Annotated in this window: 13 protein-coding genes; 5 read left to right on the top strand and 8 right to left on the bottom strand. The window is 65.5% G+C overall.

The annotated features are described in order from the left end of the window. Window positions 1-219: 219 nt before the first annotated feature. The 6 genes from QA635_RS29595 to QA635_RS29570 all read right to left on the bottom strand — a co-directional run bounded on the left by QA635_RS29595 (window position 220) and on the right by QA635_RS29570 (window position 6,173). Entirely contained in the window at window positions 220-924 is a 705-nt protein-coding gene (locus tag QA635_RS29595; protein WP_253609722.1) for an ABC transporter ATP-binding protein, read from the bottom strand. Continuing rightward, on the bottom strand, window positions 917-1,666 hold the full coding sequence (locus tag QA635_RS29590; protein ID WP_283063037.1) for an ABC transporter ATP-binding protein: 750 nt from the start codon (window positions 1,664-1,666) through the stop codon (window positions 917-919). Before QA635_RS29590 ends, QA635_RS29595 begins: the two co-directional genes overlap by 8 nt. A gap of 10 nt (window positions 1,667-1,676) precedes the next feature. After that, window positions 1,677-2,663 (bottom strand): branched-chain amino acid ABC transporter permease, encoded by a 987-nt coding sequence (locus QA635_RS29585; RefSeq protein ID WP_028334344.1) that lies wholly within the window; start codon window positions 2,661-2,663, stop codon window positions 1,677-1,679. Continuing rightward, window positions 2,663-3,532, bottom strand: coding sequence for a branched-chain amino acid ABC transporter permease (locus QA635_RS29580; protein ID WP_028334343.1), 870 nt, complete (start codon window positions 3,530-3,532; stop codon window positions 2,663-2,665). The genes QA635_RS29585 and QA635_RS29580 overlap by 1 nt, the downstream gene beginning before the upstream one ends. A 16-nt stretch (window positions 3,533-3,548) precedes the next feature. Beyond that, window positions 3,549-4,802: an ABC transporter substrate-binding protein gene (locus QA635_RS29575; RefSeq protein WP_168857900.1), complete on the bottom strand. Its 1,254-nt coding sequence runs from the start codon at window positions 4,800-4,802 to the stop codon at window positions 3,549-3,551. Window positions 4,803-5,105: 303 nt separating this feature from the next. Beyond that, window positions 5,106-6,173 carry a glycosyltransferase family 4 protein gene (locus tag QA635_RS29570; protein ID WP_092082663.1) on the bottom strand — a complete coding sequence of 356 codons (1,068 nt, stop codon included), beginning with the start codon at window positions 6,171-6,173 and terminating at the stop codon, window positions 5,106-5,108. 313 nt (window positions 6,174-6,486) lie between these two features. Between QA635_RS29570 and QA635_RS29565 the strand changes: the two genes are divergently transcribed. From QA635_RS29565 to QA635_RS29545, 5 genes are all read left to right on the top strand, one after another. Then, a complete protein-coding gene (locus QA635_RS29565; RefSeq protein ID WP_092082665.1) occupies window positions 6,487-8,250 on the top strand; it encodes an ABC transporter ATP-binding protein in 1,764 nt (587 codons plus the stop codon). An 83-nt stretch (window positions 8,251-8,333) separates the two neighbouring features. Then, the gene (locus tag QA635_RS29560) at window positions 8,334-10,535 is read left to right on the top strand and encodes an amylo-alpha-1,6-glucosidase (RefSeq protein WP_283063036.1); all 2,202 of its coding nucleotides are present in this window, start codon (window positions 8,334-8,336) and stop codon (window positions 10,533-10,535) included. Window positions 10,536-10,595: 60 nt separating this feature from the next. Then, window positions 10,596-11,183 (top strand): PRC-barrel domain-containing protein, encoded by a 588-nt coding sequence (locus QA635_RS29555; RefSeq protein WP_141340353.1) that lies wholly within the window; start codon window positions 10,596-10,598, stop codon window positions 11,181-11,183. An 88-nt stretch (window positions 11,184-11,271) separates the two neighbouring features. Further along, on the top strand, window positions 11,272-12,510 hold the full coding sequence (locus tag QA635_RS29550; RefSeq protein ID WP_283063035.1) for an MFS transporter: 1,239 nt from the start codon (window positions 11,272-11,274) through the stop codon (window positions 12,508-12,510). Window positions 12,511-12,773: 263 nt separating this feature from the next. Further along, window positions 12,774-14,405: a L,D-transpeptidase gene (locus tag QA635_RS29545; RefSeq protein ID WP_283063034.1), complete on the top strand. Its 1,632-nt coding sequence runs from the start codon at window positions 12,774-12,776 to the stop codon at window positions 14,403-14,405. Window positions 14,406-14,516: 111 nt separating this feature from the next. Here QA635_RS29545 and QA635_RS29540 read toward each other — a convergent pair whose 3' ends face one another. After that, window positions 14,517-15,575 (bottom strand): class I SAM-dependent methyltransferase, encoded by a 1,059-nt coding sequence (locus tag QA635_RS29540; protein ID WP_283063033.1) that lies wholly within the window; start codon window positions 15,573-15,575, stop codon window positions 14,517-14,519. Between the two features lie 180 nt (window positions 15,576-15,755). Further along, window positions 15,756-17,183: a glycogen synthase GlgA gene (gene glgA, locus QA635_RS29535; RefSeq protein WP_283063032.1), complete on the bottom strand. Its 1,428-nt coding sequence runs from the start codon at window positions 17,181-17,183 to the stop codon at window positions 15,756-15,758. Window positions 17,184-17,304 lie beyond the last annotated feature (121 nt).

Genomic DNA, 17,304 nt, shown 5'->3' with positions numbered 1-17,304 from the left:
TGAGGAGCCGCGCAGCGGCGTCTCGAAGGGCGACAGCCCGGCTGGTGGCCGTGCATCCTTCGAGGCTCGCTGCGCTCGCACCTCAGGATGACGGGATGATTGCAAGCGGGCAAGGCGTCATTGCGAGGAGCGGAGCGACGAAGCAATCCACCTCTCCACAAGCGGAGGTATGGATTGCTTCGCTTCGCTCGCAATGACAGAGAATTGCCGCCCGCTATCTCAAATCCCGAGATACGCCGCCTGCACCTGCTTGTTGCCCGCGAGCTCGGCGCTGGTGCCCTGCATGATCACGTTGCCGCTTTCCAGCACATAGGCGCGCTGCACCAGCGACAGCGCGCGGCTGACATTCTGCTCGACCAAGAGGATCGCGGTGCCCATTTTGTGGATCTCGCCGATCTTCTCGAAGGTCACGTCGGTCATCACAGGCGCGAGGCCGAGCGAGGGCTCGTCCAGCATCAGCAGGCGGGGCTTCAGCATCAGCCCGCGGCCGACCGCGACCATCTGCTGCTCGCCGCCGCTCATGGTGCCGGCGAGCTGTTTCCTGCGGTCGGCGAGCCGCGGGAAGATGCTGTAGACGAGCTCCATCGTGCGCGCGCGATCCGCCTTGGCCTTCGGCGTGTAGGCGCCGATCTCGAGATTCTCCTGCACCGTCATTTCCGGGAACACCTGGCGGCCTTCCGGGACATGCGCGATGCCGAGCTCGGGAATCCGGTAGGGTGGCAGCGTGGCGAGATCGACGCCGTCGAACGTGACCTTGCCGCCGAACAGCTTGACGAGGCCGGAGACGGCGCGCAGCGTCGTGCTCTTGCCGGCGCCGTTGGCGCCTAACAGGCCGACGGCTTCGCCTTCGCCAATGGAGATGCTGACATCGGTGATGGCAGGGACCGAGCCGTAGCTGGCGCTGACCCGGGAGAGCTCAAGCATGGGCGTCTCCCTGCGCCGGCGGATGCACATAGGAGCCGAGATAGGCGCGGATCACTTCCGGATTCTCCACGATCTCCTTCGGCGCGCCCTCGGCGATCTTCTGGCCATGGTCGAGCACCACGATGTGGCGCGCGACCGCCATGATCGCGCGCATCACATGCTCGACGATCACGATTGTGAGGCCGCTGGCGGAGAGCTTCTTCACCAGCGCCACCGCCTGGTCGATCTCGGCCGGGTTGAGTCCGGCCATCACCTCGTCGAGCAGCAGGATCCTGGGCTGCGTCGCCAGCGCGCGCGCCATTTCCAGCCGGCGCTGGTCGATGGTGGTGAGGTCCTTGGCCGGCGTCTGCTCCTTGGCGGAGAGGCCGACGAACTCGATCGCCTCGAGCGCCTTGTTGCGCGCGGCCGCGATATGCCGGTCGCGCAGGAACGCGCCGGTCATCACATTGGCGAGCACGGTCATCGCGCCGAACGGCTTTGCCACCTGGAAGGTGCGGGCAAGGCCCAGCGCGCAGACATCATGCGGCTTGAGCCCCACGACCTCGTGACCGAAGGCGAGCACCGAGCCGGAATCCGGCCGATGAAATCCCGTGATCAAATGAAAGCTGGTGGTCTTGCCGGCGCCGTTCGGCCCGATCAGCGCGACCGTCTCGTTCTCCTGCACCGTGAAGCTGACGTCCTGCACGGCGCGCAGGCCGCCAAAGCGCTTGCTGAGACCCTTGATGACGAGTGCTTCTGCCATCGCGACGACCTCAGGCGCGTGCCGGCTTGCGCCGGGCGGTGCGGTGATAGATGTCAGTCGCGAACCCGATCAGTCCGGTCGGCCGCCACAGGATGACAGCCATCAGGATCAGGCTGTAGACCGTGAGCTGGATACCGCCGACCGAGCTGCCGAGCCAGCTTTGCAGCAGCGCCGACGTGGTCTCCAGCAGCACGGTGCCGATCACCGGTCCCCACAGCGTGCCGATGCCGCCGACGATCGACACCAGCGCCGCCTCGATCGAGACGTTGAAGCTGAACGCGGTCGCAGGATCGATGAAGTAGATGTACTGCGTGTAGAAAGTCCCGGCGAGTGCGGTCAGGAACGCGCTGATCATGTAGATGTCGCGCTTGACCTTCGGCGCGTTGACGCCGATCGCCTCGGCCGCGTCCTCATCCTCGCCGATCGCGACGAGATAGTAGCCGATCCAGGATTTCTCGATCCTGTGGGTGATCCATAGCCCGACCACGAGCAGGCCGAGCACGACGTAATAGTACGACGACTTCTCCTCGAACTGCATCATCAGCGGCGCGCTGCCGAGGTTCGGGATCGTGGTGCCTTCGGCGCCCCAGGCGAAGTCGCGGAACTTGAGGAAGATCAGCATCAGCACCTGGGCGGTCGCAATGGTGGCGATGGTGAAATAGGGGCCGCGCAGGCGGAAGCAGAGCCAGCCGATCGGCAGGCTTGCGAGCATCGCGACCACGCCGCCTGCGATCATCCCGATCCAGGGCGAGATGCCGTAGTTCACCTGCATGATGGTGGAGGTGTAGGCGCCGAGCCCGAAATAGGCGGCGTGGCCGAGCGACAGCTGCTTGGCGTAGCCGCCCATCAGGTTCCAGGCGACGCCGATGAAGGAGAACAGCAGGATGCGGATGAAGATGTCGATCGCGAACGATGAGGTGACGAGCTGGGGCAAGGCGAGCATGACGACGGCCCCGATCGCGAGCCACAGCCATTTCATGTTGCTGGACGTCTGCATCACCGGCCCCTCCTGGCGCCGAGCCCGCTCGGCCTGAAGGCAAGCGTCAGCAGCAGCAGCGCGAACACCACGATCAAGCCGGAATCGGCGCCGACGAACTGGATGCCGAGCGATTCCGCGACGCCCATCATCAGGCTTGCGATCAGCGCGCCCATCACATTGCCGAGCGTGCCCATCACGACGGCGACGAACGCCATCAGCACGAACACCTGGCCGACGAATGGATAGGCCGAATAGAACGGCATCAGCAGCGAGCCGGCGGCGCCCGCGAGCGCCAGCGCGGTGCCGAACGCGACCGCGAACACGCGGTTCGGATTGATCCCCATCAGCATCGCGACGTCGCGGTTCTGCGACGCCGCGCGCATGGCGCGGCCGAGATCGGTGGTGTGCAGGAACACCCACAGCAGCCCGCTCAGCGCCATCGCGACCGCGAAGGCGATCAGTTTCGCCACCGGTATGTACAGCCCGCCGATGTGCCACGCCGCATCCGAATAAGACGTGTGGACGGTGCGGTAGTTGGCGCTGAACAACATCAGCGAGAGATTGAGCAGCAACAGCGACAGCGCGAAGGTCAGGAAGATCTGCGGCATGTCGTTCGGCCCCAGCACCCTGCGGATCAGGAAATGCTGGATCAGGACGCCGGCGAGGAACAGCACCGGCATCGAGACCACGAGCGAGACCAGTGGATCGATGCCGAACTGGGTGGCGAGGAAGAACGAGATATACATCCCGATCATCACGAACTCGCCCTGGGCGAAGTTGACGATCTTGACCACGCCGAAGATCAGCGTGACGCCGATGCTGACAAGCGCGTAGATGCCGCCGATGAGCAGGCCGTTGATCACGGCCTGGGCCAGTGTCTCCCACATGCGATGCGACCGCGGCTCAGGTCTTCATCAGCGGGGCGCGGGCGTCTTCCTTCGGGAAGACGCTGACGAGATCGGTATTTTGCCACTGCACGCCGACCGGGCGGCCGTAGACGTTCTTGCCGTCCGGCCCGAACTTCACCTTGCCGCCCGGCGCCATCGCAGCAAAGCCCGAGGAGACGTCGAGCGTCGAGAGCGCCTCGCGCACCTTCTTGGGATCGGCGGAGGCGGCGCGCTCCAGCGCGTCGGCCAGCATGAAGGTCTGCGCGACCAGGCCGCCGGCATATTCGAACGCGAACTCACCAGTGCGCTTCTTGAATTCGACATTCACCTTCTGCGCGTCGTCGCTGACGTCGTGGTTCCAGTGCGCAACGCCCTGCAGGCCCTCGGCGGCATTGCCGACATTCTTGTAGAAGTCCGGCATCACGAAGCCGCCGGAGCCGCCGTTGATCGCGATGTTGAGCCCGACCTGCTTCACGGTGCGCACGATCAGGATGAGGTCGTTGAGATAGGACAGTGAGAACAGCGTGTTGGCGCCGGAGGCCTTGACCTTGTTGATCAGCGGGCTCGCGTCGGTGAAGCCGGCCGAGTAGGGCTCGAACATCACGATCTCGACGCCTTCGCCCGGCGCCAGCTCCTTCAGCCCGTTCGAGGTCGAGGTGCCGAACGCGGTGTTCTCGAAAATGACGGCGACCTTGGCCTGCTCGCTGACCAGCTTGGCCATCTGCAGCTGCGCCTTGGCAAACTGCGAGGCGCGTGCGAACGGTGTGAAGGTGTAGGTGCGCCCCTTGTTGAGCTGATCGGAGCTCGATCCGGTGATGATCGGGACCTTTGCCCGTTCGCAGACTTCGCTCGCGATCAAGGTCAGCGCGCTGGCGTAGCAGCCATGGATCGCCGACAGCTTGTTGCCCGTGATCAGACGGTCGGTCTCGGTGCGCGTCACCGTGGTGTCGCTCTGCACGTCCGAGACGATGAGGTTGAGCTTGGCGCCGCCGAGCGACTTGATGCCGCCGGCCTCGTTGACCATGTCGACCGCGAGCTTGGCCGCAGCCACGCAGCCGACGCCAATCTGCGCCATGCTGCCGGTGGTCGGATAGAGCGCGCCGATGTTGATCGGATCGGCCGCCCAGCCGCGCAGCGGAACGGCGCCGAACGCGCCTGCCGCCAGCACGCCGCCGGTCTTGGCGAGGAATTTGCGGCGGTTCAGCTTGTTTTGTGAGGCTCTGGTCGGTGCGGCATTATTAATGGCCGACGGCTTGCGGTCCCCTGTCATGGCGTTCCCCCCTGCGCGATCACGGCACGGTTGCTCCGTCCGCTCGCTTATTATTTTTTGCTCAAGCGCGGCGCATAAGAGCACGTAATTCGGCATTCGCAAAGGCGATATCAGCCGAACTGATGGGGAAACCTGTCATCGCTGGTGCGTCGCAGCAATCGCGCGACCCGCGCATGCGGAGTGTTTTGCTGCGTGAGAGTTGCCGCCGCGCACGACGGTATTATTGACAATCGAACGACCCGACGAACCGGCACGGATGGTGCCGGCCGGCCCGCCGGATCATTCGATCGGCCGCTGCAACTGCTACTCCGCGCTGGCCACCAGTTTGAAGCGCGGCTCGGCTTCCATCAGGCCGCGGAAGGCGGCGAGATAGTCGAGCGCCATGCGCCGCGCGGTGAAGCGGGTCTCGAACTGCTTGCGGATCGCGTCGCGATTGAGCGTTCCCAGGCGGCCGACGGAGGAGATCGCACTGATCTCGTCCTCGACGATGAAGCCGGTCAGGCCATCCTCGATGATCTCCGGCACCGAGCCGCGGTTATAGGCGATGACGGGCGTGCCGCAGGCCATCGCTTCGATCATCACGAGGCCGAACGGCTCCGGCCAGTCGATCGGAACCAGGAGCCCGATCGCGCCGCTGAGAAAATCCGGCTTCTCGCGGTCGCTGATTTCGCCGATGAACTCGACCAACGGGTTGCTGGTGATCAGCGGCTTGATCAACTCATCGTAATATTCCTGGTCGGCACGATCGACCTTGGCCGCGATCTTCAGCGGAATGCCGCAGCGGGTTGCGATCTTGATCGCGCGATCGACGCCTTTCTCCGGCGCGATGCGCCCGAGTACCGCGAGATAAGACGGCTTCGCTGGTTGCGGCGTCAGCAGATTCTCCGGCAGGCCGTGATGGATGGTGCGCACCCAATGCGCCTGCGGCACCGGCCGCCGCTGCGCGTTGGAGATCGAGATCACCGGAATCTTCGGGAAGGTGTTGAAGACCGGCTGATGCTCCGGCAGGTCGAGCCGTCCGTGCAAGGTGGTGACGAACGGCGTCGGCTGCCGCGCGAACAGCGACCACGGATAATAGTCGAGATGGCAGTGCAGGAAGTCGAACTCCTCGTCGTCGGCCTTCTGCCGCACGCGTTCCAGCATCACCATGTGGAGCGCATTGGGATCGCGGACCGAGCCGTCGAGCCGCAGTGCCTTCGGCCAGGTCGCATCGAGCTTCGCGGAGGTTTGAGAATCGCCACTGGCGAACAACGTCACGTCATGTCCAAGTGTTACAAGTTCTTCGGTCAGCCAGTGCACGACCCGTTCGGTGCCGCCGTAGAGCTTGGGGGGAACAGCCTCCGTCAGCGGGGCAACCTGCGCGATGCGCATCTCTCCGTCTCCTGTTTGTAATGTGGAATGAACTACCCTCAGCCCTCAGATGGCACCGACATGCCAAAGACGGGAACGTTCTCGCACGTGCGAGGTTCCTTAGATGTGGGAGATCTGCCGCTTCTTTCTTCCATCACACTGTGGTCTTGCTGATGCCATCACGCTCCAACACGGTTTTGCCTATGCCAGCGTTGCAAAATTGTTGCGCACTGATGGCTGCATCAAGGAATCCCACCGCCGCCCTTCACGTCATCGTGCGCGAGAGCTTCGACTAGAATTTTCTCGTTCACCTTCAACAGCTTTGCAGGACGTCATGGACCATCTGTCAGGATACGCGCATCGTCCGTTTCCCTTTGTGTTGCGCTATCTGCGCCGGCGTCTGCCGTCGCATGTTGTGATTTTGTCAGCCGTTGTTGCGGCGGTTGCCTGCTCGGTAGGCACGCAATACGGCGTGAAGAATCTGGTCGATGCGTTGTCGGCGGGGCCGTCGGCCGCGAACGGCGTATGGCTGGCATTCGCTCTGCTCATGTCACTGATCGCAGCCGACAACTTCCTGTGGCGGATCGCGAGCTGGACCGCGAGCTACACCTTTGTCAGCGTCACCGGCGATCTTCGCCGCGACATGTTCCGCCATCTCACCGGCCACGCGCCGAGCTATTTCACGGACCGGCTGCCGGGCATGCTGACCAGCCGGATCACGGCGACCTCGAACGCGGTGTTCACGGTCGAGAACATGTTCGTATGGAATGTGTTGCCGCCCTGCATCGCGACCTTCGCGGCGATCGCCCTAGTTGGAACAGTCAGCGTGACAATGTCAGCAGTGCTGATCCTGATCGCGGGAACCATGGTGGTGGCCATGTTCCGCATCGCCGCCGCCGGCCGGCCGCTGCATGACGATTTCGCCAACAGGGCGGCCGCCGTGGACGGCGAAATGGTCGACGTCATCAACAACCTGCCGCTGGTACGCGCGTTCTGCGGCCTCGGCTATGAGCACGAACGCTTCGATGCGACCGTCAATCGGGAACTCGTTGCGCGTGGCCGTTCCCTGCGCTACCTTGAGAAGCTTCGTCTCATTCACGCCGGCGTGACCGTCATCCTGACCATCGCGATGCTGGCCTGGGCGCTCAGTCTCTGGCAGCAGGGCGCGGCGACCACCGGCGACGTCGTGCTGGTCTGCACGCTCGGCATCTCGATCCTCAGCGCCACCCGCGATCTCGCGGTCGCGCTGGTCGACGTCACCCAGCATGTCGCGCGGTTGACCGAGGCCCTGGCGACGCTGTTGCAGCCGCACGAGCTGAAGGACCATCCGGAGGCCGAGGCGCTGGTGAAGAGCGGCGCGGCGATCGCCTTCAACAACGTCTCGTTCCGCTATCCCGGCGGCCTGCAGGTGTTCGAGCGCTTCAGCCTGCGCATCCAGCCCGGCCAGCGGGTCGGCCTGGTCGGCCACTCCGGCGGCGGCAAGTCAACACTGTTTACCCTTCTGCAGCGCTTCTACGACGTCGAGCAGGGCAACATCACCGTCGACGGCCAGGACATCTCGCGCGTCACCCAGCAGAGCCTGCGCGCCGCAATCTCGGTAGTGCCGCAGGATATCTCGCTGTTCCACCGTTCGATCCTGGAGAACATCCGCTACGGCCGGCCGGACGCGACCGACGACGAGGTGCTGCGGGCGGCGATCGCGGCGCGCTGCGACTTCATCGAGAGCTTGCCCGAGGGCATGAACACCATCGTCGGCGACCGCGGCGTCAAGGTCTCCGGCGGCCAGCGCCAGCGCATCGCGATCGCGCGCGCCTTCCTGAAGGATGCGCCGATCCTGCTGCTCGATGAGGCCACCGCGGCGCTCGATGCCGACTCCGAGGAGGCGATCCGCGAGGCGTTGTCGCGGCTGATGCGCGGGCGTACCGTGGTCGCGATCGCGCACCGCCTCGCGACGTTGCGCAGCTTCGATCGCGTGCTTGTGCTGCAGGGCGGCCGGATCGTCGAGGACGGTCCGCCCGATATCCTCGTGAAGGGAAGGGGCCCCTACCGCGACCTGGTCGCGCGTGAGATGGGCCGCCTTTCCACCAGCGCGGCCTGACCCCGCGTCGTCAAGTGCGTTTGTGCGTTCCGGTGCGTTCGTTCGAACCAGGATAGGGCCAAGCAAAGTCGCCAGAGGTTCAGATGGCAGCTGACGTCGTTACGCAGATCATCACCGCTCGCATCACGGAGCACGTCGCCGAATCGCCGTTCTACATTCCGATGACCGGGCCCGCGGCGCGGCCGCGGCGCTCGCTCAAGCATGACGACACCTTTATCGTGCTCGACAGCCATGGCGACATCGGCGCCTCGGCCGGCGGGCCGGACGGCCTGTTCAACGCCGACACGCGCTATCTGGCGCGGCTGGAAATGGTGCTGGAGGACGTGCAGCCGCTCCTGCTCGGCTCCAACATGCGCGACGACAATTCCGCGCTGACGGTCGACCTCACCAATTCCGACGTCTATCGCGACGACCGTCTCACGCTGCCGAAGGACACGCTGCACATCGTGCGCTCGATCTTTCTGTGGCGCGGCACGGCCTATCAGCGCATCGGCCTGCAGAATCACGGCGATCATGCCGCGAGCTTCGATCTCACGCTGCTGTTCGACAACGACTTTGCCGATCTGTTCGAGGTGCGCGGCGAGCGCCGGCCGCGGCGTGGCATCGGCTCGAGCAAGCTGCTCGGACCGACCGACGTGGTGCTGGAATATTGCGGCCTCGACGAGCAGACGCGGATCACCGCGCTGCATTTCGATCCGCGGCCGACGCGGCTGTCGGTCAACGCGGCGACCTATCATTTCGATCTCGAGCCGGGGCAGGTCACGTCGCTGTTCGTCGCGGTCTCCTGCAACAAGCCGATCATGCAGAAGCCGGTGCCGTTCTTCCGCGGCCTGCTGGCGCATCGCCGCGAGATGCGGACTTCGTCGGCCGGCGCAGCCAGCATCGAGACCTCGAACAACATCTTCAACGAGGTGCTGTGCCAGGCGATGGCCGACCTCAACATGCTGATGACGGAGACGCCGCAGGGCCGTTACCCCTATGCCGGCATTCCCTGGTATTCGACGACGTTCGGCCGCGACGGGCTGATCACCGCGCTGCAGATGCTGTGGGTCGATCCGCGGATCGCCAAAGGCGTGCTGAAGCGGCTCGCGCTGTTCCAGGCCAAGGCGGTCGATCCGCTGGCCGATGCCGCGCCTGGCAAGATCCTGCACGAGATGCGCGGTGGCGAGATGGCCGCGCTTCGTGAGGTGCCGTTCGCGCATTATTACGGCAGCGTCGATTCGACTCCGCTGTTCGTGCTGCTCGCCGGGCTCTATCTGGAGCGCACCGGCGATTTGGACACGCTGCGCGAGCTGTGGCCCGCGGTCGAGGCCGGCTTGCAATGGATCGACGGCCCGGGCGATCCCGATCGTGACGGCTTCGTCGAATATCAGCGCGCCACCGAGGAGGGGCTGCGCAATCAAGGCTGGAAGGATTCGTTCGACGCCATCTTCCACGCCGACGGAACGCTTGCCGAGGGCAATATCGCGCTGGCGGAAGTGCAGGGCTACGTGTTTGCCGGCAAGCAGCTTGCCGCGCGCGCGGCGCGCAAGCTCGGCTTTGCCGACAAGGCTGCGAAGCTGGAAGCCGAGGCCGAGCGGCTGCGCGAGCGGTTCGAGGAAGCATTTTGGTGCGAGGAGCTCGGCACCTATGCGGTCGCGCTCGACGGCGCCAAGCAGCCGTGCAAGGTGCGCACGTCGAATGCCGGCCAGACATTGTTTTCCGGCATGGTGCGGGAAGACCGCGCGCGACGGGTCGCCGCCGACCTGATGAGCCAGAAGTTCTTTTCGGGCTGGGGCATCCGCACCGTCGCCGCGGGCGAAGTGCGCTACAACCCGATGTCCTATCACGACGGCTCGATCTGGCCGCATGACAATGCGCTGATCGCGCTCGGATTTGCCCGCTACGGCCTCAAGCATTCGGTCGCGCATCTGTTCAAGGGCCTGTTCGACGCCGCGAGCTATATGGAACTGCGGCGGCTGCCGGAATTGTTCTGCGGCTTCCGCCGCGAGCGCCGGCGCGGCCCGGTGCTCTATCCCGTGGCCTGTGCACCGCAGGCCTGGGCGAGCGCGACGCCGTTCACGCTGCTGGAGGCGGCGCTCGGCCTCGAGTTCGACACCGCGCGCGGCGAGATTAGGTTGCGCGATCCGCGGCTGCCGGAGTTCCTCAGCGACGTGGTGCTGCGCGACCTGAGACTCGGCGCTTCCAGCGTCGATCTGAGGCTGCGCCGCCATGACGACGAGGTGTCGCTCGAAGTGTTGCGCACGCGCGGCCAGATCCAGGTGTCTATCGTGCTGACGCATTGAGCGTCGTCGCGCGGCATGCGTGCGCCGGGAAATCGCGGGGAGAGTAACATGCGTCCGAGGATGATGATGATGCTGGTCGCAGCGGCGCTGTTGGCATGCGCGGGTGTCCGGGCCGCCGACGACGAAGCGCCGGCGCCTGCACCATCGCCGCCGGCCGTGCAGGCGCCGCCAGCAACGCCAGCAACTCCTGCGCCGCCGGCAGCCCAGGCGCCGCCAGCAGCCTCTGCGACGCCGAAGGAGCAGGCGAAGGAGCCCTCAAAGGAATCGTCCAAGGAACCGTCCAAGGAACCGTCGCCGCCGCCGTCGGTGACTGTGATCGGTGCTCGCGATGCGCACGGCATTCTCGGGCGCGACGTTCGCAGTTCCGCCAATGAGAACATGGGCCGTATCGTCGACGTCATTGTCGACCGCGACGGCAAGGTCCGCGCCGCAGTGATCGATTTCGGCGGCTTCCTCGGCGTCGGCAGCCGCAAGATCGTGGTCGATTGGAACGCGCTGCGTTTCGCCGGTGTTTCCAGCAAGAGCGACAGCATCACGCTGGACCTCAACAAGCAGCAGGTGAGCGCTGCGCCCGAGTACAAGGAAGATACGCCGCTGATCGTGCTGGGCGCGGCGGGAAGCCTGCATCCATGGGATTACGAACATTAGGGGGGTAGAGCTGGTCGCGCGTCCGAACTCTTCTTTAGAGACGGTTGGCGACGATCGTGGCGAGCGATCAGCCGGCAGCACCAACGTTGTGTCAATTGTCCCCGATCAGCCCACTCCGGAGGAACCGCGCGGGCCGTCGCGGGAAAGCCAGCGCGGCCTCGACTGGTTCATCTTCTTCCTGGCCGACGTGCAGACCGGCTTCGGCCCGTTCGTCGCGGTCTATCTGACGACACAGAAATGGACCCAGGTCGAGATCGGCTTCGTGCTCTCGATCGGCGGCATTATCGGCCTCTTGGGCCAGATGCCTGGCGGGGCGATCGTCGATGCGGCGCGCTCCGAGCGGGTCGTTGCGGGCTGTGCGGTGGCCGCGATCGGCGCCAGCGCGCTGGCCTATGCGCTCTGGCCGATCTTTCCCGTGGTGACGCTCGCCGCGACGCTGCACGCGCTCGCGAGCTGCGTGCTTGGCCCGGCGATCGCCGCGATCAGCCTCGGCCTGGTCGGGCCGCTTGCGATCGGCGAGCGGCTCGGCCGCAATGCGCGCTTCGCCTCGCTCGGCAGCGGCTCGGCCGCGGCACTGATGGGCGCCTGCGGCTATCTGCTGTCGAGCCGCTCGGTGTTCCTCGTCACTTTCATCCTGGCGATCCCGACGCTGTTGTCACTGGCGCGGATCCGCGAGCGCGAGATCGACATCGCGCAGGCCCATGGCGAGGTGAAACGGGAAGTCCCCGACAAGCGCGCCACCAGCGTCGTCAGCCTGGTGCGGCAGCGGCCGCTCCTGATCTTTGCCGGCGCGATGATGCTGTTCCAGCTCGCCAATGCCGCGATGCTGCCCTTGATGGCGGGCGTGGTGACGACACGGTCGAGCCAATGGGCGCCGGTCCTGATCGCTGCCTGCATCATTGTGCCGCAGGCGATCGTCGCGCTGTCCTCGCCGTCGGTCGGCCGCAAGGCCCAGGCCTGGGGGCGGCGGCCGCTGCTGTTGATCGCATTCGCCGCGCTGGCGATCCGCGGCCTGTTGTTCGCGACGGTGCGCGACCCCTATGTGCTGGTGATGGTGCAGATTTTCGACGGCATCACCGCGGCGATCTTCAGCGTGATGGTGCCGCTGATCGTGGCCGACATCGCCTTCGGCAGCGGCCATTTCAACCTGGCGCAGGGCATTGTCGGCACCGCAGTCGGCATTGGCGCGTCGCTCAGCACGGTGCTGGCCGGCTATGTCAGCGACAAGCTCGGCAGCAGCACCGCCTTCATGGGGCTGGCCGGGATCGCCGCATTCGGGCTGTTCGTGATCTGGCTGGTGATGCCGGAGACGCGGCGGACGTCATGATGGCAGGGCACAACCGCGGCACCATTGGCCGCCACCGACCAGACTGGGATACGGCTACCGGTCGGTTTTGCTGCGCGGCACCCTTTCTCCTGCATGTGCCGTCATATATGAGTGAATACATAAGTGATTTGCTGCTGGAACGAGTCCGATGGTCCCCAGGAGCGAGTTCGCGCGTTGGACCGTGGCGGCGATTAATCAATCCAAAATCGCGGTCTGGTACGGGATTGACGGAGCGCGGGCAGGCATTTCGACCGAGGAGCGGCATGGTACATCGAACGACGACGGCGCAAACCACCGGAGCGATGCGGCGTTGGGGCCAACCCGCCTTTGTGACTTTCGCAGCGATGGTCACACTTGCGTCACTGACCGGTGGCGTCGCGGCGAAAGAGCAGCGTCCCGCGGCAGCCGTCGAGGCGACCGCGCCGCGCACCGCTGGCGAGCCGATCATGGCGATCGTGTCGATCAAGGCCCAGAAGGTGACGCTCTACGACGCCGAGGGCTGGATCTACCGTGCGCCGGTCTCGAGCGGCGTCAAGGGACGCGAGACGCCGGCCGGCGTCTTTGCGCTGATCGAGAAGGACAAGGACCACCACTCGACCCTGTATGACGATGCCTGGATGCCCAACATGCAGCGCATCACCTGGAACGGCATCGCGCTGCATGGCGGGCCGTTGCCGGGATATGCGGCCTCGCACGGCTGCGTCCGGATGCCCTACGATTTTGCCGAGAAGCTGTTCGACAAGACCCGAATCGGGATGCGGGTGATCATCGCGCCGAACGATCCGGCCCCGGTCGATTTCACCCATCCGGCGCTGTTCGTGCCGAACGCGCAAGCCATTGCGGCGGCTCCGGCGCGCGCCGAGAAGCTCGGCCGCGAGGCCGCGGATGCCGCCAAGGCAGCCGACGAGGCGAAGAAGGTTTCGATAGCCGCGACCAAGGAGGCCGCACTGTTCACGCCTGCGTCGCTGCGCAAATTGCAGCAGATCAAGACCCGTGCCGACGCTGCGGTTGCGTTGGCCGACAAGACGCTCGCCGCGGCCAAGACCGACCAGGCCAAGGCGCGCGCCGAGGATCTGAAGCAGAAGGCAGTGGCCAAGGCCGCGGAAGCGACCACGCAGTTCGAGGCCGCCCAGGGCGACGCCAAGCCGAAGCTTGATGCGGCAGCCGCCGCCAAGGACGCCGCCAAGGCGGCCGAGACCAAGAAGGCGGATACCCAGAAGGCGGCGACCGAGGCGAAGCTCGCGCTGGAGCCGGTGTCCGTCTACATCAGCCGCGCGACGCAGAAGCTTTACGTTCGGCGCAACACCCACAAGCCGTGGGCTGATGGCGGCGAGGTGTTCGACTCGAGCATCGAGGTTCCCGTCACGATCCGCGATCCGGACAAACCGATAGGTACGCACATCTATACGGCGATGGCGCGCAACGACGCGGGCGGCCTGCGCTGGACCCAGGTGACGATCGACGAGGGAGACAACGCCAAGGACGCGCTCGACCGTGTCACCATCCCGCAGGATGTACTGGACCGCATCGCGCCGACCGCCGTTGCGCGCTCTTCGATCATCATCTCGGACGAGCCTTTGAGCGCCGAGACCAACTATCGCACCGAGTTCGTCGCCGTGCTGAGCAACCAGCCCCAGGGTGGTTTCATCACGCGCAAGCCGACCCGGCCCATGATGACCGACGACATGGTTGCGAGCAGGGACGACGACGGTTTCGGCTTCTTCTCTCAGCGCAGCTGGAATCCCCAATCGGGCACCCAATACGGCACCCCGTATGGCAGTCCCCAATACAGCAATCCCCAGTACGGCAATCCCCAGATTTACGGCAATCCGCAAGCGGCCAATCCGCGCCGGCGCGGCGGCCAGTACTTCTGGCAATCGCAACAGGACTGGTAACGGAGCGTCGAGGACGCAGGCCGCAACGAGCGGCCGCGGCGTCAGATCGGCATTGCAGCGTTGGGCGGCGGCGTGATGCCGCCGCCCAATCGCATTGTGCGGTTGCCCGTCTTACGGGCGAGCTTCCAGGATCAGGTTGAACGGCGTCTCCGCGGCGCGGCGGAACCGCGAGAAGCCGCCCTGGCGCGCCACCTCGCGCAGTCTTGCCTCTCCGGCCTGCGCGCCGAGCGCGAGCCCGACCTCCTGGTCCAGCGACGCCGGCGTGCAGATCATCGTCGAGGCGGCGTAGTAGACGCGCCCGATCGGATTGAGGTTGTCCTCCAGCCGGTCGTTGGCGAACGGCTCGATCAGCATGCAGGTGCCGTCGTCGGCGAGGGTGGAGCGGGTGTGCTTGAGGGCGCCGACCGGATCGCCCATGTCGTGCAGGCAGTCGAAGAAGCACACGAGGTCATAGCCCTTGGCCGGGAATGTCTTGGCGGAGTGCGTTTCGAAATGAACGCGGTCCGACAGTCCCGCCTCCCGCGCGGACTTCCGCGCCGCCTCGATCGAGCCGTCGTGATAGTCGAAGCCGTAGAAGGTTGATTTCGGAAACGCCTCCGCCATCAATCGCGTCGAGACGCCGTGCCCGCAGCCGACGTCGGCGACGACAGCGCCTTTCTTCAGCTTGTCGACGACGCCCTCGAGCGCCGGCAGCCATTCCTGCACCAGATAGTGCTTGTAGCTGGTACGGAAGAAGCGGGCGGTGCCGCAGAACAGGCACTCGCTGCGCCTGTTCCAGCCGACGCCCTTGCCGGTCCTGAAGGCGTCGGTAATTTTTGGCTCATCGAGAAAGGTCGCGCCGACCAGGCTTCCGACGGCGCCGAGGAAGACCGGGCTGTCCTCGTCGGCCAGCGCGAGCGCCTGCTCGGGCAGCATCGAGAATTTTCCGGATGCCTTGTCGTACTCGATGTAGCCGGAGGCCGCCTGCGCCGACAGCCACTCCTGGATGTAGCGCTCGGCCGTTCCCGTTGCCTTGGCCAGGGCCGCGGCATTCATCGGCCCGCCCTGCGCGAGGGCCCTGTACAGCCCGAGCTTGTCGCCCAGCAGCATCAACGAGGCGTTCATCGCCGCGCCGACATCGCCGATCATCTTTCCCATGAATGAATTGAGGCGCTCTTCGTTGACGTCCATGATGTTCCTCCATCGCAATCGCGTTTGGCCAAAAGTCATCATTCGCAATTTCACGCATGCGTCGTCGTCCAGCCGTGTGGCGACGTGATCGCCTGAAAGGTTCGGTGCAATGACCCGATTGTTACCGGGCCGGTGGGATCCCACAGCCGCCCGGCTTCACAAGCCCGCGACGCGGGCCGCCTACGCCATCACGCGCGGCATGACCACCCGTTTGTACAGCGCTCCGTAGCAGGCGGCCGACAGGTCCCAACTGTAGGACTTGGCCATCGCGCTGGAGCGCATGGCGTTGAGCCGGTCCTTGGCGCGGTAGGCGTCGAAGGCGCGCCTGACGCCGCCGAGAAAGGATTCCGTCGACGGCTGCGCGAACAGGAAGCCGGTCTCGCCGTCGGCGATGGTTTCCGCAAGCCCGCCGGTCTGGTGGCCGATCGGCAGCGAGCCGAAGCGCTGCGCATACATCTGGCTGAGGCCGCAGGGCTCGAAGCGCGACGGCATCAGGGTGAAATCGCTGCCGGCGAAGATCCGGCGCGCCTGCGCGTCGTTGAAGCCGATGATCACGCCGATCGCATCGGGCCGGCGGCGATGCGCGGCCACCAGCGCATCCTCGATGGCCGGCTCGCCGCTGCCGGTGACGACGATCTGTCCGCCGTCCCTGACGATCTCGTCGGCGGCCGACAGCACGAGGTCGACGCCTTTCTGATGCACGAGGCGGGCGACGAGGCCAAAGATCGGCCCGCGCGAGACCGCAAGGCCGAACTGGCGGCGGACATAGTCGGCGTTGGCCTGCTTGCCCTTCCAGTCGCCGGCGCCGAACGGCTGTGCGAGCTGCGCGCAGTGGCGCGGATCCCAGCTCTCGTCGATGCCGTTCAGGATGCCGGTCAGCTGGTCGGCATCGGAGCGCACCCGGAGCAGGCCTTCCAGGCCGCAGCCGAGCTCTGCGGTCGTGATCTCCCTGGCATAGGTCGCGCTGACCGTGGTCAGATGCGAGGCGTAGACGAGGCCGCCCTTGAGGAAGGAGAGCTTGTCGTAGAACTCCAGCCCGTCGATGTGGAACGAGCTTTCCGGTGCGCCGATCCGCCGCAGCGAGTCCTTCGGAAACAGGCCCTGATAGGCGAGATTGTGGATGGTCAGGATCGACGGAATCCGCGCGCCGCGCCAGGCGAGATAGGCCGGTGTGAGCGCGGCCTGCCAATCGTTGGCGTGTACGAGGTCCGCTGCCCAATTCTTGTCCAGCGTTCCGGCTGCAAGTTCGGCAGCGGCCGAGGCAAAGCGGCCGAAGCGGATGTCGTTGTCGGGCCAGTCGCGGCCGGACTCATCGCCATAGGGATTGCCCGGCCTTTCGTAGAGTTGCGGGCACAGCAGCACGTAGACCGGAAGTCCGTCCCTGGTCGACGCACGCCCGAGCGTGCAGGCCGGCATCTCGGCGAGCGCTCGGCATTGCCCAACGATTTCAATATGCGTGAACTGTTCGACCACATCCCGGTAGCCGGGAAGCATGATCCTGACGTCGCTCCACGGGCGGAGCGCCCGCGGAAGGGCAGCGGAAACGGCGGCGAGCCCGCCCACGCGGACGAAATCGTCCATCTCCGTCGTGACGAATAAGACCTTCAACAAGCGCCCTCGTTCCAGCCCGTGACATGGCTATGCAAGATCGGGTCCAATCTGCCTTTGAGTAAAATGCAAGACGGCCCGCGCTCCCGGTCTGGACGAGACGCTTTCCTGTCAGGGCGGC

The organism is Bradyrhizobium brasilense (genome assembly GCF_029714345.1).
In the GTDB taxonomy this organism is placed as follows: Bacteria; Pseudomonadota; Alphaproteobacteria; order Rhizobiales; family Xanthobacteraceae; genus Bradyrhizobium; species Bradyrhizobium australafricanum.
Note: the sequence above shows the minus strand (reverse complement) of the source record. Positions and strands in the feature narration are given on the sequence as shown.